Source organism: Paenibacillus sp. FSL H7-0716 (assembly GCF_038002705.1).
Classification (GTDB): Bacteria; Bacillota; Bacilli; order Paenibacillales; family Paenibacillaceae; genus Paenibacillus_AQ; species Paenibacillus_AQ odorifer.
In genome coordinates this window covers 54817-76848 of record NZ_JBBODA010000025.1, presented here as the reverse complement: position 1 = coordinate 76848, position 22032 = coordinate 54817, and the positions used below count along the sequence as shown (strand labels likewise).

Below are 22032 nucleotides of genomic sequence, written 5' to 3'. Positions count from 1 at the left end.
TGCTAATTGCTTCTTATTTATTTCCAATACGCTCACTCGCTAATGGATCTATATTAGCAACTTTCTCAAAGCGTTCTGCGTTCAGGCTGTTATACTTTGCGAAGATTTGTTTCACTTCTTGCTCCTTCTGCTCGCCTTCCACATCCACCATTACTAGAATATGACCTTCATCCACGTAATTATCGTAGCTCTCTGCTTCCTCTTCAGGAATGCCAAGGCCAATAAGCCCACCGACTAACCCGCCACTGCCTGCGCCTATCGCCGCTCCGGCTAGTGTTGCCGCAAGAGGTCCGGCTGCAATAATAGGTCCAATACCAGGAATAGCCAAAGCGCCAATTCCCATCAGCAGCCCCGTTACTCCACCCAGCAGGCCACCAGTAGCTGCACCAGTAGCCATACCTTCCGGGGCCACGGTTCCCGACTCGTCTCTAAGCGTTTCCTCATCCGCTTTATTTCTCGCGATTATCGAAATATCCTCTGTCCTACAGCCCTGACGCTTCAACTCCTCAATAGCTCGCGAAGCTTCGTATTCGGCAGCAAAGACACCCACTATTCTCTTATTCATCTCCATTACCTCCTATTGATGTAGTTAGCTCATACGTTCAGCTTCATAGCTTACTTAACCAAACTGGACAAGGATAAACTACGATCTTTGAATTGCCTGCAATTCCGAGTTAATATTCCTTCTAAAATATGCTGTATAATAAAAGTAAGCGGGTACAACTACCCTAGATCAACTCTATAGAAGAAAGAGAAGGAATCATCCATGGCGATATTTAACTATAATTCTGAGCGTCCCTTCCGAGGCAATCCCGACTTGCATCTCCATTACTGGGGGCGGGAGCAGTGTCTTCCCGGGCATTTTTTTGGGCCTGGGGTCCGTGACGTATATAAGATACACTTTATCCATACAGGAACAGGTGAAGTTACTGTGGGTGAACAGACCCATTATCTTAAACCAGGACTAGCTTTTCTCACCTATCCGCATATCGTAACTGCCTACACAGCAGACATAGCAAATCCATGGACCTATTCTTGGGTAGCTTTTACCGGGGAGCAGGTTGATTATATTTTAGCCAAAACTGCCTTGTCACCTGAGCATCCGATTTTTCCAATGGATGAGCAGCTTATGCCTAATTTGTACGAGCTCCTGACACAAGCAGCTGAAGCTTCGGACAGCCTGGATCTACCTCTAAAAGCAATTATGTATGAGTTCTTCTCTCTGTTACTTCGAGCGGTGCCAGCAGTTCCAGATGTACTTCCTCTACCACGTCAAAAGAGTATTTACGTCGAGCAATGCCTGCACTTTTTGCATACACATTATTGTGAAAATATTTCGGTTGAGATGATGTCCTCTTCGCTCAAGCTGGATCGCAAATATTTATCCTCCTTGTTTAAACGGACAATAGGTATGCCACCTCAGCAATATTTATTAAATTTCCGCATCGCTAAGGCGTGCGAGCTGCTGACAGAGACCCTATGCACGATTGGTGAAATCTCACGTTCTGTAGGCTATCAGGACCCCTTACTCTTTTCGCGGATGTTCAAGAAGGTGAAAGGTTGTTCGCCAAAAGAATACCGTAGCCGTCATCTCGAAAATGACATTGTACTATAAACTCCTTCCTTGCTGACATACGTTTGTCTGCGATCTTTCGCTACAATAAGGACGTAACTTACTAAGTAATAAGTGTTTATAGGAGGAATAAATCATGTATAACGCAAGCGCTACCAGATATGACAATATGAAATATAATCGCACCGGAAAGAGCGGTCTACTCCTGCCAGCGATCTCGCTTGGTCTATGGCATAACTTTGGCGGCAACGACTTATTTGAGAATGGCCGCGCCATGGTAAGAAGAGCTTTTGATCTTGGAATCACTCATTTTGACCTTGCCAATAATTACGGTCCACCCGCAGGCTCCGCCGAAGAAAGCTTTGGCCAAATTCTTAAAAAGGATCTGACCCCTTATCGTGATGAGATGGTTATCTCGACTAAAGCTGGTTATTATATGTGGGCTGGTCCTTATGGTGAATGGGGCTCCAAAAAATATCTCGTCTCCAGCCTAGATCAAAGCTTAAAACGTATGGGACTGGATTATGTTGATATTTTTTATCACCACCGCCCAGATCCAAATACACCACTGGAAGAAACCATGGCTGCGCTGGACCTCGTGGTACGCCAAGGTAAAGCGCTTTATGTCGGGATTTCGAATTACGGACCTGAACAAACACGCGAAGCGGCACAAATTCTGCGTCGACTTGGCACGCCATGCCTGATTCATCAGCCAAACTATTCCATGATGTCCCGCTGGATTGAAGATGGCTTGCAGGATGTATTGTCTGAAGAAGGTATCGGCTCCATTGTGTTCTCCCCGCTACAAGGTGGCATACTGACCGATCGCTATCTCAACGGAATCGCTCCTGATTCCCGTGCCGCTGGCCCAAGTGTATTCCTGTCTGAGAATGCCATTACCGAAGAGGCGATCGGCAAGGTTCGCAAACTGAACGAGATTGCTGCTGCACGTGGACAAAAAATGTCTCAGCTAGCGTTATCTTGGGTACTCCGTGGAGGCAAAGTAACTTCTGCATTGATCGGCGCAAGTAAGGTAAGCCAGATTGAAGATGCCGTCGCTTCCTTAAATGCCCCAGAGCTTAGCGCTGAAGAGCTAGAGCAAATTGAGGCAATTCTGCGGGGATAATGCTTAGTTATAACAAGACAAAGACCAATGAGGTCAGGCAGCTTAAAGCTGCTCTGGCATTTCATTGGTCTTCTTTTTTATAGATTAGAGTTCTATTTGCTCACCCAAAAATCTGCGTGATGTACACCATGATCAATAATCCAAAAATAAACGAATACGTCGAAGGACGCTCATAACCATGGCCATGACTCTCCGGAATCAGCTCCTTGTAGACGATAAAGAGCATAGCTCCGGCTGCAAAAGCGAGACCATAACCCACAACATTATGCAGGTAACTGGCAGTAAAATACCCGATCACCGCAGATACCATCTCCATCAAACCGGTAAGCGTAACGATTCCTAAGGCTTTTAGCTTGCTTGTTCGCGAATTCATTAGAAAGACTGCAAGAATCAAACCTTCCGGCATATTCTGTGCGCCAATGGCAATCGCCACGGTAGGACCTAAACTGGCCTGTTCGCTGGCATAACTGAAACCTGTACTGAGGCCTTCTGGTATGTTGTGGATGAACAGCGCAATCATAACAAGCAGCGCTTTTGAATCCATATTGGTATAACCGGGCTTATTCTCCACATCGATATGCGGGATGTTATTTTCAATTAAATCAAGCAGCAGCACTCCGGTAATCAAGCCCAAGGTTAAAGCGATAATCCCCGATTCTTTGATCGACTGCGGCATGAGTCCAAACGTGGAGGCGGACACCATAATCCCCGCAGTGAAGGCTACGAGGATATCTTTCCACTTCTCGGATAACCTCTTCACGAACAGGATCGGAAATGCTCCAAGAACGGTAGCCATTGCCGATACAAAGCTGCCAATAAGCGCAGATTCCAAACCTTCAACTCCTTTGGTACAAGTCGGATAGACCAACATATGTTTCAGAAAAAATAATTATTACTTTTTCATACATTTTCGAATGGTCCAATATAGTATGGATCATATCATAAAAGACCTCCCCTAGGTTCGGTTCATACCCTAAGGAGGTCTTTGTCTCACATATCATTATGCAACTCGGTTACACCAGCTTCTTCCGGATCTTGCCGGAAATCAAATCAATAATTGTGATCATCGCAATGATACCTAGCAGTATAATCCCCACGCGATCCCAATTCCGTGAACTGAGCGCGAAGATTAACGGTGTGCCGATCCCCCCTGCTCCAATCACACCTAGAATCGTAGCCGAACGAACGTTAATTTCGAATCTATATAAGGTATAGGATAAGAATCCCGGCAGCACCTGCGGTAACACCGCAAACCACAATACCTGCATGCGGCTGGCACCAGAAGAAATTAAAGCTTCGAGTGGACCGTTGTCGATATTCTCAATCTCATCCGCGAACAATTTGCCGAGCATGCCCACCGAATGTAGTCCCAGAGCTAGCACACCTGCAAAAGAACCCGGTCCAACAGCCTTGATGAATAACAAAGCCATAATAATCTCAGGGAAGGTTCGTATAAAGCTCAACATCAGCTTGCCGGAACCTGAAATTACCTTTCCCTTGCTCATGTTAACTGCAGCCCAAAATGCAAAAGGAATACATAAAAAGGTCGAGATAAAAGTGCCTAGGATTGAAATAGCTAACGTCTCGAGCAATCCCCGCAGGAGATCCTCCCCATCTGGTAAATAAACGAAGGCCCAGTCAGGTGAGAATATCCCGGCAAAAATTGCTTTAGTAATGATCCCGGCGGTTTCTTTGAATCCATTAAACGGCACTCCCGAAAAAGCCCAAATATATAACGCGGCTAGGGCTACATAAATCAGCCAACGAAAACGGTTTTTACGGGGTTTAGGGACAAGGGTATTCCATGATTTACTCATATTAATTTCTCCCGCAGCTTAGTGCTTACATAATCAATAATCAGTACTACTGCTAATGTGAACAAGATGATGGTGCAAGTCTTATCGTATTCCAAAAAGCCTAGGGTGACTTCATAATAGTGGCCGATCCCACCCGCTCCTACCAGACCTAAAACCGCCGCAGCACGAACATTAATCTCGAAGGCATATAGGACATAAGACATAAAATGAGCCTGTACCTGTGGAATGACTCCGAACATAATGCGTTGAATCTTATTAGCCCCCACTGAAGTCATTGCTTCCAAAGGTCCTTGATCAATCGTCTCCATCGTTTCATAGGTAAGCTTGGCGATCAGCCCCAACGAAAATATCGTCAAAGCAAATATCCCAGGAAGCGCACCGAGGCCGAAAATGGCCACAAAGATAGAAGCCAACAGCAGATCGGGAATCGTGCGGATCAGGTTCAGCAGCATACGGACCGGATAATGAAGCCAACGGCTTTGCGTAATATTGCTTGCACACAACAGCGCAACCGGAACCGCTAGAATGGCACCAAACGTTGTGCCAACCAGCGCCATCCGGATCGTCTCCAGCATCGCATCTATAATGTTGTCAAAATACCCCCAGTTCGGGGGAAACATTTCCTTAAGCAAATCAAGCATATTCGGCAGACCGGAAATCAGCTCTCCGAAGGATGAATCGGTTAAGACAGCACTTCTCCACAGTAATACTACTAATATAATGGCTGTAAAATAATGTTTTATCTTTCTTGGCGGTTTGGGATGTAGCTTCTCTGCATTCACACTCATCTCACACGCCTCCGAGTACAGGCTCACCCAACAACTCATCCTGATGAATCGGTCTGCCGTAAATCTCCGCAAACCTCTCATCGGTTGCCTCTGATACAGGACCATCGAAGACAACCTCTCCTGCCCGGAGCCCGATAATCCGGGTAGCGTATTCTCTAGCCAGATCAATAAAATGCAAATTCACAATGGTCGTAATCCCGAGTTCCATATTAATCTTCTTTAGATCATCCATAACCTGCTTGGTTGTGAGCGGATCTAGTGAAGCTACAGGTTCATCTGCGAGGATAATCTGTGCCTCCTGCGCAAGAACACGGGCAATAGCTACACGTTGCTGCTGACCTCCAGATAGCTGATCTGCACGTGTATAGGCCTTCTCGGCGATATTTACCCGATCAAGGGATTCGAAGGCTAAATCGATATCCTTTTGTGGGAATCTGCCAAGTATCGTCCGCAGTGTGGAATGATAGCCCACCCGTCCTGCCAAAACATTACGAAGCACAGTCGTACGTTTCACTAAGTTGAAGCTTTGGAAGATCATTCCGATATTCCTACGGATCATTCGTAGCCGGCTTCCTTTTGCATTCGTAATGGACTGTCCGTTAATAAGAATATTACCTTCGGAAATATCATGAAGCCGGTTAATGGAACGCAGCAAGGTCGACTTCCCTGCTCCCGAAAGACCAACAATAGCTACAAATTCTCCGGCTGGAATGATCAGGTTAATGTTGTTTAATCCTTTGGTTCCGTTTAGATACGTTTTGGATACATTACGAAGCTCTATCATGAAATCATCCCTTTATGTGTTTTCGTATATTCGTATAAAAGAGATAGCCAGATCCGGGGGGGAATCCGGAGCTGGCTATCCTTAATGCCTGTTATACACCAACATCGTTGTATCCTTGAACGGCCTGTTCTACTCTGTTTTTACTTTACTGTTGTATTCGCGAACAATGTCAAAGTTGCTGTCTTGTGATTTCACATAACCTTCATGAGAGTAAATGTCTTTGATAATCTCATGGCCTTCTGTGTCAGCTGCGATATCAATGAATGCCTGCTGGATTTTTTCAATCCATTCTTTATTCATATCTGAACGGACCGAAATCGTATCGTTAGGAATTTTATCAGTAAAGGCGAGAACTTGAGTATCTTCAAATACTTTTGGATAATCCTTAACGACCGTGTTCCGGGCATCTTGGAAAATAGCTGCTGCATCTACGTCACCATTCAGCACAGCAAGCACGCCTTGATCATGACCTTTAACCGTAATGGCTTGTATATCCTTCAGCGGATCAAGTCCCGCATCCATAAGCGTTGCAGCCGGCCATACAAATCCTGCAGAGGATGTAACGTTTTGATAGGCAATTTTTTTACCTTTCAAATCGGCAACCGATTTGATCGCAGAATCTTTCTTGACGATAATCATAGATTTATAGAAATCTGCTAATTCATCTGTTGGACCACCGGTTTCATCATTTACACCAAAACGTTGAGCCTGAAGAATAACCTCAGCTGCTCCTTTTTCTTTAGCTAACACGTAAGCAGTTGGAGGAAGGAAACCTACATCCACTTTTTTAGAGGCCATAGCTTCGATAACGGTGTTGTAATCAGTAGAGACACTTACTTCTACAGGAATACCGAGCTTGTCACCCAGTAATTTTTCAAGAGGTTTCGCTTTAGCTTCGAGCGTATCTGCATTTTGAGAAGGAACAAATTGTACAGTAAGCTTCTCTGGAACATAACCCTCTGCTACAGGAGCTGCCGTTTCCTTCGGTGCATTTGCCCCGTCCGTCGATCCTTGGTTTGCATTATTTGTAGTGTTGTTAGCGCCACAACCACTAAGCAATGTAATAGACATCATTAGCGGCAATACGAATTTACTGATTTTTCTCAAACGAAAGACCTCCACTGTTTTCTATTTTTATTTTTGAGTACTTCTAAACTATAGATGTGTTTTATTAAATCAATAGCAACCAAGCATCAAATATATGTAAAATTTATTCCAATCTCTTAAAGTTAGCAAATTATCTGCTAGAATGAGGTCTGAACTTATTATCAGGAGGGGCTACCTATGAATAAAGAGAATTCAATTACCTGTGAAATCCTCGTAACAAGTGATCTACATGGACATTTTGGGCCCGTCGATTACCGCACGGGGGGGAAACGACCAGCAGGCTTAGCAACAATTGCTACCCTCATTAAACAAGAAAGATCCCATACTCCTGAGCTGATCCTTATAGATAACGGCGATCTTATTCAAGGCACACCGTTAACTTATTATGCAGCTACACATTATAGTAATGAGCTGAATCCGGGCATAGCTGCACTAAATGAATTGAAATATGACGCTGCAATTATTGGCAACCATGAATTCAATTTTGGCAAAACTCTGCTGAATAAAGCCGTTCAGGATTCCCGCTTTCCTTGGTTATCAGCTGGAATTATAGATAACACGACAAATCAACCCGCCTTTGGTAAACCCTATATCATCAAATGGGTAGATAAAATCAAAGTAGCCGTTCTAGGGGTTACGACGCATTACATCCCCCACTGGGAGAACCCTAGCCATATTGAAGGGCTTCAATTTGAGGATTCGCTAGAGACTGTAAAGCATTGGTGTGCCATTATACGGGCAGAAGAGCAGCCTGATCTGCTCGTTGTAGCTTACCACGGCGGATTCGAACGCGATCTAAGCAGTGGAGAACCTGTAGAAAGATTAACGGGGGAGAATCAAGCCTACGCCATGTGTACAGAGGTAGAGGGCATAGATGTGCTAATTACCGGACATCAGCACCGCTCCATAGCTGGGGAGTTGAACGGTGTTACAATCATACAACCTGGTTGTAATGGACTATCCCTCGGTAAAATTTCAGTTATCTTCCAAAAAGAAAATACACACTGGAAGATTCAGCGTAAACATGCCGAGCTCCTTAACGTTAATGAGACAACAGCCGCAGATGATGTAATCCTAGAGCTGAGCAGTACTCTTGAATCAAAAACACAAACCTGGCTGGATGAGAGAATAGGAACGGTTATCGGGGACCTGTCTATTTCCAGGGCTGATGAATGCCGCTTAGCTGACCATCCTTTTATAGAATTTATGAATAAGGTACAAATGGAGGCTGCTGGCGTAGATATTTCTACAGCAGCCTTACTCAGTAACGATTGCAAGGGTTTCAGCGAAACCATCACACGCAGAGACATTTTATCGAACTTCATTTATCCCAACACCTTAACCGTCCTAAGACTGACAGGACAAGATATTAGAGAGGCCTTAGAACAAACCGCTAACTATTTCCAACAAGACGAGAACGGAATAATTGTCGTTAACCCCGCCTACATCGAGCCTAAACCGCAGCATTACAATTATGATATGTGGGAAGGAATACAATACGAGCTTGATACCGCTAGACCTGCAGGCGAAAGAGTCCTCCATCTGCTGTACCGAGGACAGCCTATAGAGGACTCTAAAGAATATGAGGTTGTTATGAACAATTATAGAGCCAGCGGTGGCGGAGATTATGAGATGTATAAGGGTAAACCGATTGTTCAAGAAATTATGATCGACATATCTGAAATTGTCACGGACTACATTGAAAAGCATGGCCAAATTGAAGCTACCTGTGACCATAATTGGAGAGTTGTTTAGGCTTTAGCGATGAACACCCCAATGTCGCTCTCTATCAGCTTCAACGCACTTCTCCAGAAGTCGACGGAGTGAACATCTATATCCATTGTTGTTGCTACATCAACAATATTATGTTTGCTGGTATCCCTAAGGAACTGGCGATACTTAGGGGCGAACTCTTCGCCCCTCTTTAAATATTCCGCGTACAGCCCTTTAGAGAATAACAAACCAAAGGAATACGGGAAATTCAAAAATTCATTACTAGCCATAAAATATCCAGCTTTGTTCATCCACATGTACGGATGGATTGTACCCGGGTCAATGCCCTCACCATAGGCTTCCACCATACAGGCAATCATCAATTCATTTAGCGCTTGAACAGACAGCGGGCCTAATGCTCTTCTCTCATATAATTTGATCTCAAATAAATAACGGGCATAAAAGTCTACAAGATAATAACCGGCATCAGAAATACTTCTCTCCAGAATAAGCAGAGCTTCCTTCTCCGTTGAATTTGTAATTATGGCATGGTTCACTATCGTCTCACAAAAAATCGAAGCCGTTTCAGCAATCGGAATCGGGTAATCCGTATTCAGCATCGTTTCATTAGCCAGACAGGAGCTATGATAGGCATGGCCGAGCTCATGGGCAAGGATACTAATATCTATGGCATTTCCGGTGAACTGGGTCATAATTCTGCTCTCGCCAATCGGAAAAATATCAATGCAGAGTCCATAACCTCCTTTGCCTGATCTAGGTTCTGCATCAATCCATTGCTGATCAAAAGCCTTCTGAGCAAAACAAGCCAGTTCCTCACTAAAGGTTGCGAAGCTCGCGATGATTGTATCTTTGGCGTTAGCGTATGTAATTTTCCCGTTTTCTACACCGACTGGTGCAAAAATATCGTAAAAAGGCAGCTTTCCCGGATGTCCCAGCAGCTCGGCTTTCTTTTGATAATAGGTATGAAAGGCTGGCAGGCTCTCCCCAAGAGCAGTGAGCATAGCGGCTAAAGTCTCACTGTCCATTCTCGAAGCGATTAACACTTTTTCCAGAGAAGATTGATAACCCCGCATGCCATAAATCGTCAGCGCCTCACCACTAATGCCATTTAAGCAGGCTGCGCAGACCTCAGCAATAAGACTACAGGCTTCTGCCTCTGCTTCATAAGCAGCTTTTCTTAAGCTGGCGTTATTCTCATAAGCCATACTTCTTAGCTCCGCAAGTGTCACTTGTCTGGTTTGCCCATCCACCACTAAATCTGCAAGTGTACTTGAAGTCCTCTCCATATACAGTCTGCTCCATGCTTTGGATCCTGTACTCTGCATTTTGGCTATAGCCATTTCAAGTTCTTCGCTTAACTCATAGCGGGATTGTAACAGGAGTTCTCGCAAATAAAATTGATGCTCCATTAGATAAGGTGAGCTAACGATAAGCTCATCCATATGATCACAAGTGCTAAACCAGCGCTTAAAAGCCACAACTACCCCAATGATTTCTGAATTGGCCTCCTCAATATCATCAGCAAGATTCATGGCTTCCTCGCAGCCACGATCTGCGCTGAGTGTTAACTCTGCATAAGCTAACAAGCATACATATATGCTTTTATAATCATTATAAATTCTTAAAAAGCCCTCCACAGGCATGGCTGTAACGTCTTTTTCATTCAAATGGTGCTTAGCCCACCGCTTTAAATCTTGTACATGCTGGCCCAGTAGCTTGCGATCCCTTTTTAACTGCTCCGATTCAAAGGAAGGATATAAACTATCTAAGTTCCATGTCATATTCATCCGCAAATCTCTCCCCCTTCGATTCCTATTCTTCTAAGCATAATCCATCCTGCCAGAAAAGTGCATCGACATAATGTACTTCTTCTCTTCATACACAAAAAAAGGACCCTGCCAACGTCCGGCAGGGTCAAAGTCTATATTATAAGGGGGTTATGTGATTACTATAACCCTCTTAGCTTAAAATAATATGAATAGTAGATAAAGATTGGCTTAATCTCCGAACCCTATTGACTTAAGGTTGAAGGATTCACTCTAGCCTTGTTAATCTGAATCCCCACATACACAATAAGGAACAACACCATAAACCCAGCCGAATAACGATACATTATCCCATAATCAGTTGCTGCCGAGATTGCCCCCAGAATAATGGCTCCGCTGGCTACACCCAAATCCGTTGAGTTATAAAACATACTGTTGGCCATACCATATTGTGCTGGAGTTGAGGTGCGAAGCATCCAAGCCTGGATCGTTGGCTGAATAGCGCCGAAACCAAGTCCATATAGCAAAGCGGAAACGATGAGCATTGGCATAGAGGTCGTATAAGAAAGCACAGTTAAGCTTGCAACGACGCAAACCGCCGCCGGGATTAGGACCGAAGCTGGTCCTCTTTTATCAAATAATCTGCCGGAGATAGGTCTTATAATGATGATCGTAACCGCATTAAATAAAAAGAACAGACCCACTTGCTCCAGATGAACCGATTCGCCGAATAAAGCGATAAAGCTTAGCAATCCCCCGTAGGTAATTGCCAACATGACATTTAGAATGGCAGGCAATACTAACTTTGTATTAAACGGAACCTTGAGAGGTTTGGTGGATTCGCTTTGAGTTGGGGTTGGCTGTTTTTTCCGTTGTGCAGGAAGTGAACGAGAAAATAAAAGTACTGGAAAAGCAAGAAGTAAGGTTACCATACCGATCATAGCCAGTGTTCCAAAACCTGATTGTTTCATCACATTCAAGCCAATCATTGGACCGATCGACATCGCTAGGCTGGTAGATAAACCGAAATAACCTATCCCTTCACCCATTCTTTTGCTCGGAATAATCTGCGAAACAATCGTTGGAATAATCGTGCTGGCAATCCCGAATCCAATCCCATAGCCCACACGCATCAGCAGCAGCGAGCCAATGGAATCTGCTACAACATAAAGGCCGGTTATAGCGGCGGCAATTGCTAAGCCAATATATAATAATACATTGCGGCTAACCTTCCGCATCAGAAAAGCGGTCATAAAACGTGAAGCGATCGCAGTTAATGCAAAGACGCTGGTAACGAGGCTGACCATAATATCTCCGGCCTGAAATTCGCTTTTTACGTAAGACGGAAATGAAGATAACAACATCTGTAAATTCATAAATAAAAATAAAGCACTAATCGTTAAAGCAATAAAAGATTTGGTCCATAATTTCGTACGTAGTTCTTGTTGTTCTAACATAACTTGCCTTCCTACTCTCCATCTGTTATTTGATCTACATGATTGTTTATTCTTAGCAGCAATTCCATGAGCAACTCATATTCCTTACTAGAAATACAGTTCATAATCTCTTCTGTCACCTTATCTTCAATAGGAACGGTTTCCTTCACCAGAGACCTTCCTTTTTCCGTAATATAGACTTTAAAAGAACGCCGATCATTCTCGCCGGTTCTTTTGTAGATCAGTCCCTTTCCTTCCAAATGATCCAGAATTCGCGTTGTAGTTGGCTTATCCTTACCAGAGCGCTTAGCGATGTCCTTCTGAATCAGACCTTCCGTTCTGTCAATATGAAAAAGGACTGACCATTGCTCCGGTGTTATATCATGTTCTTTCAGCCCACTTTGAAATAACATGCTTAATTTACGATAAGTCGTGCCCATCATAAATCCTAACGTAAGCTCGGATTGGTTATGCTTTGTCGTCATGATCGTATCCCTTCTCAATTAACACTATTTTAATAGTTGCTTAAACAATTATATTCCTAACAACTAATTTTGTAAAGGTGAAGCAAAGCTATAAACTAACTATTATAAAGTTGCTTGACAAAGCACACTATGTGCGGTATTATTATCTCATCTTAAAGATACTTAACTTAAAGACAACCAGAGTTTACTACTCTTGAGATAATAATTTTAAAAGGTTGTGTACTTCATGGGATTCCTAGACAAACTATTTGGTAGAACAAAAATTGAGGAGGAACAAACAATGTCAAAATTAAACATCGGTATTATTCTCGGAAGTACTCGTCAAGGTCGTTTAAGCCCGCAAGTAGGAGAATGGGTTAAAAAGATTGCGGATGCACGCGGGGATGCTAATTATGAGATCATAGATATTGCAGACTTCAAGCTTCCACTATTGGGTGAGGCTGATGCAACTGAACAAGCAACAGCTTGGAACACTAAACTTGCTACACTAGACGGTTTCGTATTTATCGTACAAGAATATAACCACAGTATTTCTGCATCACTGAAAAATGCGCTCGATTATGCCCGTGAAGCTTGGAATAATAAAGCAGCAGGTATCGTAAGTTATGGTTCCGTAGGGGGCGCTCGGGCAGCTGAACATCTACGCGGAATCTTGGGAGAACTATCGGTAGCAGACGTTCGTGTACACCCTGCGTTGTCACTGTTCACTGATTTCGAGAACGGAACTGTGTTCAAACCAGCGGATCTTCATCTTACCAATCTTAATGGGATGCTGGATCAAGTCTTGGCTTGGAGTGGCGCATTGAAAACTCTACGTTAAGATAGAACGCCTTCCCCCTCTGTTATGTTATGAAGTACACCCTTTAGAATAGACTTTCGATAAACCTATGGTTTGTCCGGTCGCTTCTAGAGGGTGTATTTTTTATGTGTGACGAAATGAGCACCCTGTGTAGAATCTAATCTGGTATAATCGGCGGGGATTTTAAATTACATCAAGGAGCAATGATCATGTGGTTTATGTTTGCATTATTAACGGCCTTCGCTTGGGGAGGGGCTGACTTATTTTATAAAAAGGGGACCGATAGTCAGGATCGGTATAGCCATATTAAGATTGTCATTATCGTGGGGATAGTCATGGGTATTCACGCAACAGCTTATATGCTCATTCAAGGACTAACCTTTGATCCTATAGACTTAATCCGATATTTCCCTGTGTCTGCACTCTATATCCTGTCGATGGCAGTTGGTTATATTGGACTTAGATATATTGAGTTATCCATTGCCTCCCCCGTACAAAATTCATCAGGCGCTGTAACGACGATATTATTATTTATCTTTTTCACCCATGAGCTAGGGGCGCTTGAAATCGTTGGTGTTGCCGTTATCACCTTAGGCATTATCGGGATCGCCATCTTGGAAAAGAGAGCAGAACACCAAGCGCTTCAAAACAGCACCACACAGATTGATAAAAAATATCAGATTGGCGTGATCGCCATCATTTTTCCAATCCTATACTGCCTAATCGATGGACTTGGCACCTTTGCCGATGCTATTTATTTGGATGAACTCAGCCTGATTAGCGAAAAAGCAGCTCTGCTCGCGTATGAATACACCTTCTTTATATGTGCCATCTTGTCTTTTACATACCTGAAATTTTTTAAAAAGGTAAAGTTCAACCTATTTAAAGAACGGGATAAGGGCTTCGCAGCCATTCTGGAAACGACCGGACAATTCTTCTACGTATTTGCTATGTCCAGCAACGCGATTATCGCGGCACCACTTATTGCTTCATACAGCATTTTTTCCGTAATATTATCGCGCATCTTCCTCAAAGAAAAACTAAGCAAGGCACAATATGCCGTTATTATCGTTGTGATTCTAGGGATTGCTTTGTTGGGGGTTGCGGACGAGCTGTAGCTTCGGTACACAAAAAGACCTGCTAAGTAGGCTTCATTGCTTACTAGCAGGTCTATTCTATAGTTGCTTATTCCGGCCTATCTATTGTAAAAATCTCTCCAAGAGTTGCGTAATTATTTCCCGCCAAGCGGCTCACAGCGTTTAGAACTCTCGGGTCAATGTGCCCCTCCTGATAGATCGATTCATCGATATGGAATTGAACAATTTCGCCAATAAACAAGTCACTCCCAGGTTCTTCACCCCCTAGAGGGATTGCTTGAACAAGCTTGCACTCCATCCGCACCTTCGCTTCCAAAACGCCAGGCACAGCTACACTTGTACTTTGAATCGGTGTAAGATTCGCCAATTCAATTTCACTTTCAGAAGCAGGTAATGTGGCTGCAGTCTGATTGATCTTCGCAACATTCTCCTCATCTACAATATGCACAACAAACTGTTGATTATCGTAAATATTACGGGCTGTATCTTTTAAACGGCCTGCCGGTCTTTGAATAGCCAATGAAACCATTGGAGGATTAGACGAAACGATATTAAAATAGCTAAAAGGTGCACCATTTAAGAGACCCTCTTCTGATTGTGTTGTGACAAAGGCTATAGGTCTAGGAATAATAGTGCCAATTAATAATTTGTAATTTTCCCGCTCACTGTTGTGCTTTGGATCAATTGAAATCAATTTCCTCAGCCCCTTCTTCACTCTTTCACAAAGTCGATCGTACTTCTAACGGTATCAATAGGACGGACTAACTTCTCAATTTGCTCACGTTTAGGTTCCAAGAAAGGTGGCAAAGAAAGCTTCTCGCCAACGGTTTCATATTCCTCATCTCCCATAAATCCTGGCCCGTCAGTGGCAAGCTCAAACAATATTTGTGGTGCTACACGTGTATACAACGACTCGAAGAAGTGACGATCTACATATCCTGAAGTTTGGAATCCAAAGCCTTCAAAACGCTCTGTCCACTCGTCCAGCATCGCACGATCCTCTACACGGAATGCAGCATGGTGAACAGTCCCAAAACCTTGGCGTGAATTCGGTAAGAACTCGTTATGCTCTACAATAATTTGTGCACCGTTTCCGCCTTCGCCAACTTCAAATAAATGATACGTCTCTTCCTGAGCAATTTCTTTAAACAACATCACTTTCTCCAATACTTCTTTGAAGTAGTTGAAGTCAGCAATTCGTACAAAGATCGGTCCCAAGCCCGTTATTGCATACTCCAAAGGGATAGGCCCTTTTTGCCACGGTGTACCTGATACGACACCTTTATTCAATTCATCTGAAATAAGTTGATACTGTTGATCATCGAAATCTACGAAGGATATTGTCTTTTTGCCGAATTGCTCTTTAATGCCGGTATGCTTCACTGCAAGCCGATCAAAACGCTTAACCCAGTAGTCTAATGCAGCATCTGTTGGTACCCGGAAGGATGTCTTCGCAATCTCGTTAGTTCCATGAACCCCTTTAGGGATGTTAGGAAAATCAAAGAAGGTCATATCTGTTCCGGCGCTGCCCTTATCATCTGCAAAAAACAAATGATACGTCTGAATATCATCTTGATTAACTGTTTTCTTCACTAGACGCATACCTAACACGTAAGTAAAAAACTCGTAATTTTTCTCTGCGCTGCTTGTGATGGCTGTAACGTGGTGAATCCCTTTTAAGTTTCTCATTGTTATACACTCCTAATGTTTAGTTGATTTTGACTCGTAATATAATTCCCAAGAACAAGAAGGTTTAGTTTAATTATCTTAATGTTAAGATATCACTTAAAAAAAAGATCTTTTTCTACTGTACAAGCTCTTTGGTGGATAGTATCGAGATTTTTTATCTTCACTTTAAATATCTTTAACTTAAGATAAGTTTAGCACTGAATCTGTAGGAAGTCAACGCTTTGAAGCTTATCATATAAAAAAAGCTCCACACAAGTTCAATGAACTCGTATGAAGCCGGGATATTTTATATCATCTCATTAGGTTAAGTTATGATGCTGAGTGATGACCGCTGCTTGGCTTTGATGATCCATCTTATAACATATCAACGTAATCACACAGGCCAATATCGCCAGGATGGCAGCTGCTACAGGAAGAGAGATTAATCCTCCATGCCCGGCAACCACTCCACCGATCGCGGACCCGCCTGCAATTCCCAGGTTTGAGGCTACTGGATTTAATGAGGCAGCAAGATCCTTCGTTTTTGGTGAGAACTGCTTAGCTAAGTCAATCAAATAGAGCTGCGCAGGGGCGCTCACAATACTCGACATCATGGCTAGAGCCATTAGCACAATCATTCCAAGAATGGAAACAGATGCGGTCATACTAAAGATAACATAGACCACAGCTTGGATAAGGAACACGAATCTCAGCTTACTAACCGCATTCCCGGTCGCAACCTTGCCACCAATCCAGTTGCTGACAATCGTGGCAATTCCGTATACAAACAGCACACCGCTAACCGAGCTTTTAGGAACATTCATGACTTGCTCCAGAATAGGTGTAATGTAAGTATACATCACAAATACGGCTCCCACTGCCGTAACCGGAATGAGAAATGCAAGAATAATGCGGCCGTTTGTGAGCAATCCGATCTGATCCTTGAGTGAGCTAGGCACAGGTTTCGGTAATTGGCGTGGAATATAGATATAATTTAGGACTATGGCAACTCCAGCTAATATCCCATTCAGAACAAACGCTGCTGGCCAATTAAAAAACTGCCCGACGAAAGTACCGATCGGCACACCAAAAACATTCGCAATAGCAAAACCACTCAAAATTGTAGCAATCGCTTTGCCTCTCTTCTCCTGATCAACCGCTTCATTCGCTACAGTAATGGCTACAGAAAGAACAAAGCCACATAGTATGGCAGTAACTATTCTAGTCACCAGCAGCATACTGTAAGTTCCAGTTACAGCACTCCACAAATTTAGCAGTAAAATCAATACAAGTGATACAAGAATCGTAATCCGTTTCGGAACACGGCTGCACAAGGACATCATAATTGGTGTGCCAATGGCATAAGAAATCGCGAAGCCAGATACCAATCCCCCGGCTGTCGCAAGCGTAACTCCGAGGCTTGAGGATATTTCAGAGAGTAAACCAACAATAATATACTCCGTCGTACCCAGAATAAAAGCCATAAAAGTAAACGAGAAAATCAATGCGTTCTGACGTGTTGTTTTCATGGTGCTCTCCATCCTGTTTATCTCTATTTTTATATGAACATACCTTACTCATAATACTCATTTAGACTATATTGAGCAATCCTATTTTTCATAAAAAAAGAAGCTTCCCACAAGTTCAAAGAACTCATGAGAAGCTTCTAGTTTAAGCCGGTGGCAAAATAATTAAGGTAATGACTCGTTCCTCGGAATAAGATCTGGCTGTTCCAGGTCCATCCGCATCTGCTTTGAACTTAATGAGATAGGTCCCGGGTGCCGGCATCACTTTATTGTGAAGTTCAAAAGCAATATCCGAAACACCTATGTTACTTCCTGTGAAAGTTAACGTATGCCCATTATTGCTAATTTGATCACTCGTCGGATGTGTCCATCCACTAATGGTATAATAGTCGTTTGTGGTAAAGGTAATGCCTTCCATCGTTACCTGAATTTCAGCATTCGTAAAGCTTTCTCCGGAGAAAAAGTCGAAGCGAATGCGCGATTGTGTAGAACCCGTTATCAGTTGTTTTGTTTTTGAACCGCCGCCTCCGTCAAAGCCATATATAGAGCTAGTAACCGTAGGTGTGGTCAGAACACCATTAACAAGCTCAATCGTAACCACATGTGCAGCGTCCTTCGCTGATTCATTATTGGATGAATCCTTAGCGGTAATCACGAAAGTATACGTTCCTGCGGTTAGATCCCCAATATTGGCCGCACTCACAGATCCATCTGCTGCACTAGTGCCTAATGCGATGGCTGTTCCCAATTCGTCGGCATCTACTTCACCGTTCTCATTCGCATCCGTCCACAGGTAGGCTTGTACCGCTGCTCCTTGCTCCCCGATAGCTCCCGCTAACCCGCGAAGCTGATCTTGTGTCCCGTTGTAGTTGTCGATCGCCTCGAACTTGGCTGCGTCCACTACTGGTGCACTCGTATCCGGAACTTCGTTTTTGCTTAAGGTCACCGTAACCGCATGTGCAGCGTTCTTCGCTGATTCATTATTGGATGAATCCTTAGCGGTAATCACGAAAGTATACGTTCCTGCGGTCAGATCCCCAATATTGGCCGCACTCACAGATCCGTCTGCTGCACTGGTGCCTAATTCGATGGCTGCTCCTAATTCATCGGCATCTACTTCACCGTTCTCATTCGCATCCGTCCACAGGTAGGCTTGTACCGCTGCTCCTTGCTCGCCAATGGCTCCCGCTAACCCGCGAAGCTGATCTTGTGTCCCGTTGTAGTTGTCGATCGCCTCGAACTTGGCTGCGTCCACTACCGGTGCAGTCGTATCCGGAACTTCGTTTTTGCTTAAGGTCACCGTAACCGCATGTGCAGCGTTCTTCGCTGATTCATTATTGGATGAATCCTTAGCGGTAATCACGAAAGTATACGCTCCTGCGGTTAGATCCCCAATATTGGCCGCACTCACAGATCCGTCTGCTGCACTGGTGCCTAATTCGATGGCTGTTCCTAATTCATCGGCATCTACTTCACCGTTCTCATTCGCATCCGTCCACAAGTAGGCTTGTACCGCTGCTCCTTGCTCCCCGATGGCTCCCGCTAACCCGCGAAGCTGATCTTGTGTCCCGTTGTAGTTGTCGATCGCCTCGAACTTGGCTGCGTCCACTACTGGTGCACTCGTATCCGGAACTTCGTTTTTGCTTAAGGTCACCGTAACCGCATGTGCAGCGTTCTTCGCTGATTCATTATTGGATGAATCCTTAGCGGTAATCACGAAAGTATACGTTCCTGCGGTCAGATCCCCAATATTGGCCGCACTCACAGATCCGTCTGCTGCACTGGTGCCTAATTCGATGGCTGCTCCTAATTCATCGGCATCTACTTCACCGTTCTCATTCGCATCCGTCCACAGGTAGGCTTGTACCGCTGCTCCTTGCTCGCCAATGGCTCCCGCTAACCCGCGAAGCTGATCTTGTGTCCCGTTGTAGTTGTCGATCGCCTCGAACTTGGCTGCGTCCACTACCGGTGCAGTCGTATCCGGAACTTCGTTTTTGCTTAAGGTCACCGTAACCGCATGTGCAGCGTTCTTCGCTGATTCATTATTGGATGAATCCTTAGCGGTAATCACGAAAGTATACGCTCCTGCGGTTAGATCCCCAATATTGGCCGCACTCACAGATCCGTCTGCTGCACTGGTGCCTAATTCGATGGCTGTTCCTAATTCATCGGCATCTACTTCACCGTTCTCATTCGCATCCGTCCACAAGTAGGCTTGTACCGCTGCTCCTTGCTCCCCGATGGCTCCCGCTAACCCGCGAAGCTGATCTTGTGTCCCGTTGTAGTTGTCGATCGCCTCGAACTTGGTACTTTCAACCATAGGTGCATTTGTATCTGAATTACTGCTATGCTCACTTTGCGAAGACGAAGACCCTCCAACAACAGGAGTAGGCACTGTTACCGGTTCTTTACTCGGTTGAGCAGTTGGGGTGGAAGCGGGCTGCTCAGTGTTTCCGTTCTCCTTAAACTTCAGAAACTTAGAAGCTACTAGAGCTACGGCCTGACGATCTACTTTGGCATCAGGATTAAAAAAATTATTATATCCGGTAATCAATCCATATTCCACAGCGGCAGCTATAGAATCCTTAGAATAATCAGCAATTTGGCTACTATCAGCAAATTGCAAAGTTCCTGCTTTACCCGCAGGATTAACTCCCAATGCTCTCACGAACATGACGACCATATCCTGACGTGATAAATTTTGCCCCGTACCGAAAAGATTACTGCCTGTACCCTTAATCAATCCGGCTTTGACAGCCGCCTCCACATAGCTGTATGCGTAGTTACTTGTGGGAACGTCCAGAAAGGTTGGCAGTGCAGGAGGGTTCGAAACATCCAGCTTTAATGTCTTTGCTAAAATAATTGCAAAATCCTGCCTTGTAATATTCGACGTAGGATAGAACTTACTCTCTCCAACACCGGTCACTATCCCCTGATCGAATAGCTCAACAATCGCTTTCTTAGCATATGAGCCATCAATATCAATAAAGGAAGCAGCTGCCGATCCTTTGGTCGGCATAATGATAGGGCTTGATAATACAGCAGCAGCCAATATAGAGCTTATCCATTGCTTTTTGTTCACTTGCTTATCCCCCTGTTCTTTGGATGCGTTATGTCGTTTGTCTATAATCGATTCGTTAACACGATTCGACTTTATATTACAAACTTTTCATCTACAGGATTATAACAAGTATCAATAAACAGATTATAAACAAATAGCCATGGACGAACATTCACACATCATGGATTCTGTGCATCAAACGAAAAAAAATGATACTATGTATGATGGGTATAGGTCTTTGCTATCCTTATATCGTTTTTATATATTACAACAAGAGGAGATAATATGAGTAACGAACAAAACTTTTGGCTTGATTTACCGAAGCCGTTTTTTATATTAGCACCCATGGAAGATGTCACAGATGTTGTATTTCGTCACGTCGTTAGTGAAGCTGCAAAACCCGACGTATTTTTCACAGAATTCACAAATACAGAAAGCTATTGTCACCCTGTAGGAAAAGACAGCGTACGTGGTCGATTAACGTTCACAGAAGATGAGCAACCGATTGTCGCTCATATTTGGGGTGATAAACCCGTATTTTTTGAACAGATGAGTATTGATATGAAAAAACTTGGTTTTCGTGGTATCGATTTAAACATGGGATGCCCGGCACAAAACGTCGCTTCGAATGGAAAAGGTGCTGGATTAATAAAACATCCTGAAGTAGCAGCAGAAATTATTCAAGCAGCAAAAGCAGGTGGATTGCCGGTTAGTGTTAAAACAAGATTGGGTTACTCTGATGTTGACGAGTGGCGCGATTGGCTAGGACATATATTGAAACAAGATATTGCGAACCTTTCCATTCACCTTCGTACAAAAAAAGAGATGAGTAAAGTAGAGGCACACTGGGAACTAATCCCTGAAATAAAAAAATTACGCGATGAAATTGCTCCAAATACGTTGTTAACTATTAATGGAGATATTCCTGACCGCGCAACAGGATTAAAATTAGTAGAACAATACGGCGTTGATGGAGTCATGATTGGCCGCGGTATTTTCACCAATCCATTTGCCTTTGAAAAAGAACCTAAAGAACACAGCGCGAAGGATTTTCTCAATTTACTTCTTTTACAGTTGGATCTTCACGATAAATATTCAAATGAACTTGAGCCACGTTTATTTAAACCACTTCTTCGCTTTTTCAAAATCTATGTTCGTGGATTTAGAGGCGCAGGTGAACTAAGAAACCAATTAATGGATACAAGATCAACTGATGAAGTACGTCGGTTAGTAAAAACTGTTTTAGAGCAAGAATTAGATTAAAT

Annotated in this window: 19 protein-coding genes; 6 read left to right on the top strand and 13 right to left on the bottom strand. The window is 43.7% G+C overall.

Annotation, left to right across the window (positions count from 1 at the left end; genetic code table 11):
• Positions 1-13: 13 nt before the first annotated feature.
• Positions 14-565, bottom strand: a complete 552-nt coding sequence (locus MHH60_RS24885) for a general stress protein (protein WP_038568969.1) — start codon at positions 563-565, stop codon at positions 14-16.
• Positions 566-766: 201 nt separating this feature from the next.
• On the opposite strand from MHH60_RS24885, the gene MHH60_RS24880 reads away from it, so the two are divergent.
• Positions 767-1615: an AraC family transcriptional regulator gene (locus MHH60_RS24880; protein WP_076138713.1), complete on the top strand. Its 849-nt coding sequence runs from the start codon at positions 767-769 to the stop codon at positions 1613-1615.
• Between the two features lie 94 nt (positions 1616-1709).
• Entirely contained in the window at positions 1710-2699 is a 990-nt protein-coding gene (locus MHH60_RS24875; RefSeq protein WP_370510570.1) for an aldo/keto reductase, read from the top strand.
• Between the two features lie 100 nt (positions 2700-2799).
• On the opposite strand, the gene MHH60_RS24870 is transcribed toward MHH60_RS24875, so the two are convergent.
• The 5 genes from MHH60_RS24870 to MHH60_RS24850 form a co-directional block, all read right to left on the bottom strand.
• Complete coding sequence (locus MHH60_RS24870) at positions 2800-3531, bottom strand: ZIP family metal transporter (RefSeq protein WP_036676473.1); 732 nt, start codon at positions 3529-3531, stop codon at positions 2800-2802.
• Between the two features lie 181 nt (positions 3532-3712).
• Entirely contained in the window at positions 3713-4516 is an 804-nt protein-coding gene (gene phnE, locus MHH60_RS24865; protein ID WP_036676480.1) for a phosphonate ABC transporter, permease protein PhnE, read from the bottom strand.
• Positions 4513-5304, bottom strand: a complete 792-nt coding sequence (phnE, locus tag MHH60_RS24860) for a phosphonate ABC transporter, permease protein PhnE (RefSeq protein WP_036676482.1) — start codon at positions 5302-5304, stop codon at positions 4513-4515. The genes phnE (MHH60_RS24865) and phnE (MHH60_RS24860) overlap by 4 nt, the downstream gene beginning before the upstream one ends.
• A 1-nt stretch (position 5305) precedes the next feature.
• On the bottom strand, positions 5306-6088 hold the full coding sequence (gene phnC / locus MHH60_RS24855) for a phosphonate ABC transporter ATP-binding protein (protein WP_076138712.1): 783 nt from the start codon (positions 6086-6088) through the stop codon (positions 5306-5308).
• 129 nt (positions 6089-6217) lie between these two features.
• Positions 6218-7195, bottom strand: coding sequence for a phosphate/phosphite/phosphonate ABC transporter substrate-binding protein (locus MHH60_RS24850; RefSeq protein WP_076138711.1), 978 nt, complete (start codon positions 7193-7195; stop codon positions 6218-6220).
• Positions 7196-7372: 177 nt separating this feature from the next.
• Here MHH60_RS24850 and MHH60_RS24845 point away from each other — a divergent pair, with 177 nt between their 5' ends.
• A complete protein-coding gene (locus tag MHH60_RS24845; protein ID WP_076138710.1) occupies positions 7373-8950 on the top strand; it encodes a bifunctional metallophosphatase/5'-nucleotidase in 1578 nt (525 codons plus the stop codon).
• Here MHH60_RS24845 and MHH60_RS24840 read toward each other — a convergent pair.
• The 3 genes from MHH60_RS24840 to MHH60_RS24830 all read right to left on the bottom strand — a co-directional run bounded on the left by MHH60_RS24840 (position 8947) and on the right by MHH60_RS24830 (position 12616).
• Positions 8947-10716 (bottom strand): M3 family oligoendopeptidase, encoded by a 1770-nt coding sequence (locus MHH60_RS24840; RefSeq protein WP_076138709.1) that lies wholly within the window; start codon positions 10714-10716, stop codon positions 8947-8949. The genes MHH60_RS24845 and MHH60_RS24840 overlap by 4 nt on opposite strands.
• A 224-nt stretch (positions 10717-10940) precedes the next feature.
• Positions 10941-12152 carry an MFS transporter gene (locus MHH60_RS24835; protein WP_076138708.1) on the bottom strand — a complete coding sequence of 404 codons (1212 nt, stop codon included), beginning with the start codon at positions 12150-12152 and terminating at the stop codon, positions 10941-10943.
• A gap of 11 nt (positions 12153-12163) precedes the next feature.
• A complete protein-coding gene (locus MHH60_RS24830; protein ID WP_036676493.1) occupies positions 12164-12616 on the bottom strand; it encodes a MarR family winged helix-turn-helix transcriptional regulator in 453 nt (150 codons plus the stop codon).
• Between the two features lie 280 nt (positions 12617-12896).
• Here MHH60_RS24830 and MHH60_RS24825 point away from each other — a divergent pair, with 280 nt between their 5' ends.
• Entirely contained in the window at positions 12897-13436 is a 540-nt protein-coding gene (locus MHH60_RS24825) for an NADPH-dependent FMN reductase (RefSeq protein ID WP_036676495.1), read from the top strand.
• A 188-nt stretch (positions 13437-13624) separates the two neighbouring features.
• Entirely contained in the window at positions 13625-14533 is a 909-nt protein-coding gene (locus MHH60_RS24820) for a DMT family transporter (RefSeq protein ID WP_076138707.1), read from the top strand.
• 67 nt (positions 14534-14600) lie between these two features.
• Here the strand turns inward: MHH60_RS24820 and MHH60_RS24815 are convergent, their stop codons facing one another.
• The 4 genes from MHH60_RS24815 to MHH60_RS24800 form a co-directional block, all read right to left on the bottom strand.
• Positions 14601-15206 carry a flavin reductase family protein gene (locus MHH60_RS24815; RefSeq protein ID WP_038568951.1) on the bottom strand — a complete coding sequence of 202 codons (606 nt, stop codon included), beginning with the start codon at positions 15204-15206 and terminating at the stop codon, positions 14601-14603.
• A 17-nt stretch (positions 15207-15223) separates the two neighbouring features.
• Positions 15224-16201, bottom strand: coding sequence for a ring-cleaving dioxygenase (locus tag MHH60_RS24810; RefSeq protein WP_076138706.1), 978 nt, complete (start codon positions 16199-16201; stop codon positions 15224-15226).
• A gap of 299 nt (positions 16202-16500) precedes the next feature.
• Positions 16501-17709, bottom strand: coding sequence for an MFS transporter (locus tag MHH60_RS24805; RefSeq protein WP_036676501.1), 1209 nt, complete (start codon positions 17707-17709; stop codon positions 16501-16503).
• 142 nt (positions 17710-17851) lie between these two features.
• A complete protein-coding gene (locus MHH60_RS24800) occupies positions 17852-20788 on the bottom strand; it encodes an S-layer homology domain-containing protein (RefSeq protein ID WP_341161170.1) in 2937 nt (978 codons plus the stop codon).
• 264 nt (positions 20789-21052) lie between these two features.
• On the opposite strand from MHH60_RS24800, the gene MHH60_RS24795 reads away from it, so the two are divergent.
• The gene (locus tag MHH60_RS24795; RefSeq protein WP_036676503.1) at positions 21053-22030 is read left to right on the top strand and encodes a tRNA dihydrouridine synthase; all 978 of its coding nucleotides are present in this window, start codon (positions 21053-21055) and stop codon (positions 22028-22030) included.
• The last annotated feature ends 2 nt before the right edge of the window (positions 22031-22032 follow it).

Excerpts from the sequence above, each read along its gene's own strand:
- MHH60_RS24885 (WP_038568969.1), bottom strand. The coding sequence starts at position 565 with ATGAATAAGAGAATAGTGGGTGTCTTTGCTGCCGAATACGAAGCTTCG.
- MHH60_RS24880 (WP_076138713.1), top strand. The coding sequence starts at position 767 with ATGGCGATATTTAACTATAATTCTGAGCGTCCCTTCCGAGGCAATCCC.
- MHH60_RS24875 (WP_370510570.1), top strand. The coding sequence starts at position 1,710 with ATGTATAACGCAAGCGCTACCAGATATGACAATATGAAATATAATCGC.
- phnE (WP_036676480.1), bottom strand. The coding sequence starts at position 4,516 with ATGAGTAAATCATGGAATACCCTTGTCCCTAAACCCCGTAAAAACCGT.
- phnE (WP_036676482.1), bottom strand. The coding sequence starts at position 5,304 with ATGAGTGTGAATGCAGAGAAGCTACATCCCAAACCGCCAAGAAAGATA.
- phnC (WP_076138712.1), bottom strand. The coding sequence starts at position 6,088 with ATGATAGAGCTTCGTAATGTATCCAAAACGTATCTAAACGGAACCAAA.
- MHH60_RS24845 (WP_076138710.1), top strand. The coding sequence starts at position 7,373 with ATGAATAAAGAGAATTCAATTACCTGTGAAATCCTCGTAACAAGTGAT.
- MHH60_RS24840 (WP_076138709.1), bottom strand. The coding sequence starts at position 10,716 with ATGAATATGACATGGAACTTAGATAGTTTATATCCTTCCTTTGAATCG.
- MHH60_RS24835 (WP_076138708.1), bottom strand. The coding sequence starts at position 12,152 with ATGTTAGAACAACAAGAACTACGTACGAAATTATGGACCAAATCTTTT.
- MHH60_RS24830 (WP_036676493.1), bottom strand. The coding sequence starts at position 12,616 with ATGACGACAAAGCATAACCAATCCGAGCTTACGTTAGGATTTATGATG.
- MHH60_RS24825 (WP_036676495.1), top strand. The coding sequence starts at position 12,897 with ATGTCAAAATTAAACATCGGTATTATTCTCGGAAGTACTCGTCAAGGT.
- MHH60_RS24820 (WP_076138707.1), top strand. The coding sequence starts at position 13,625 with ATGTGGTTTATGTTTGCATTATTAACGGCCTTCGCTTGGGGAGGGGCT.
- MHH60_RS24810 (WP_076138706.1), bottom strand. The coding sequence starts at position 16,201 with ATGAGAAACTTAAAAGGGATTCACCACGTTACAGCCATCACAAGCAGC.
- MHH60_RS24805 (WP_036676501.1), bottom strand. The coding sequence starts at position 17,709 with ATGAAAACAACACGTCAGAACGCATTGATTTTCTCGTTTACTTTTATG.
- MHH60_RS24795 (WP_036676503.1), top strand. The coding sequence starts at position 21,053 with ATGAGTAACGAACAAAACTTTTGGCTTGATTTACCGAAGCCGTTTTTT.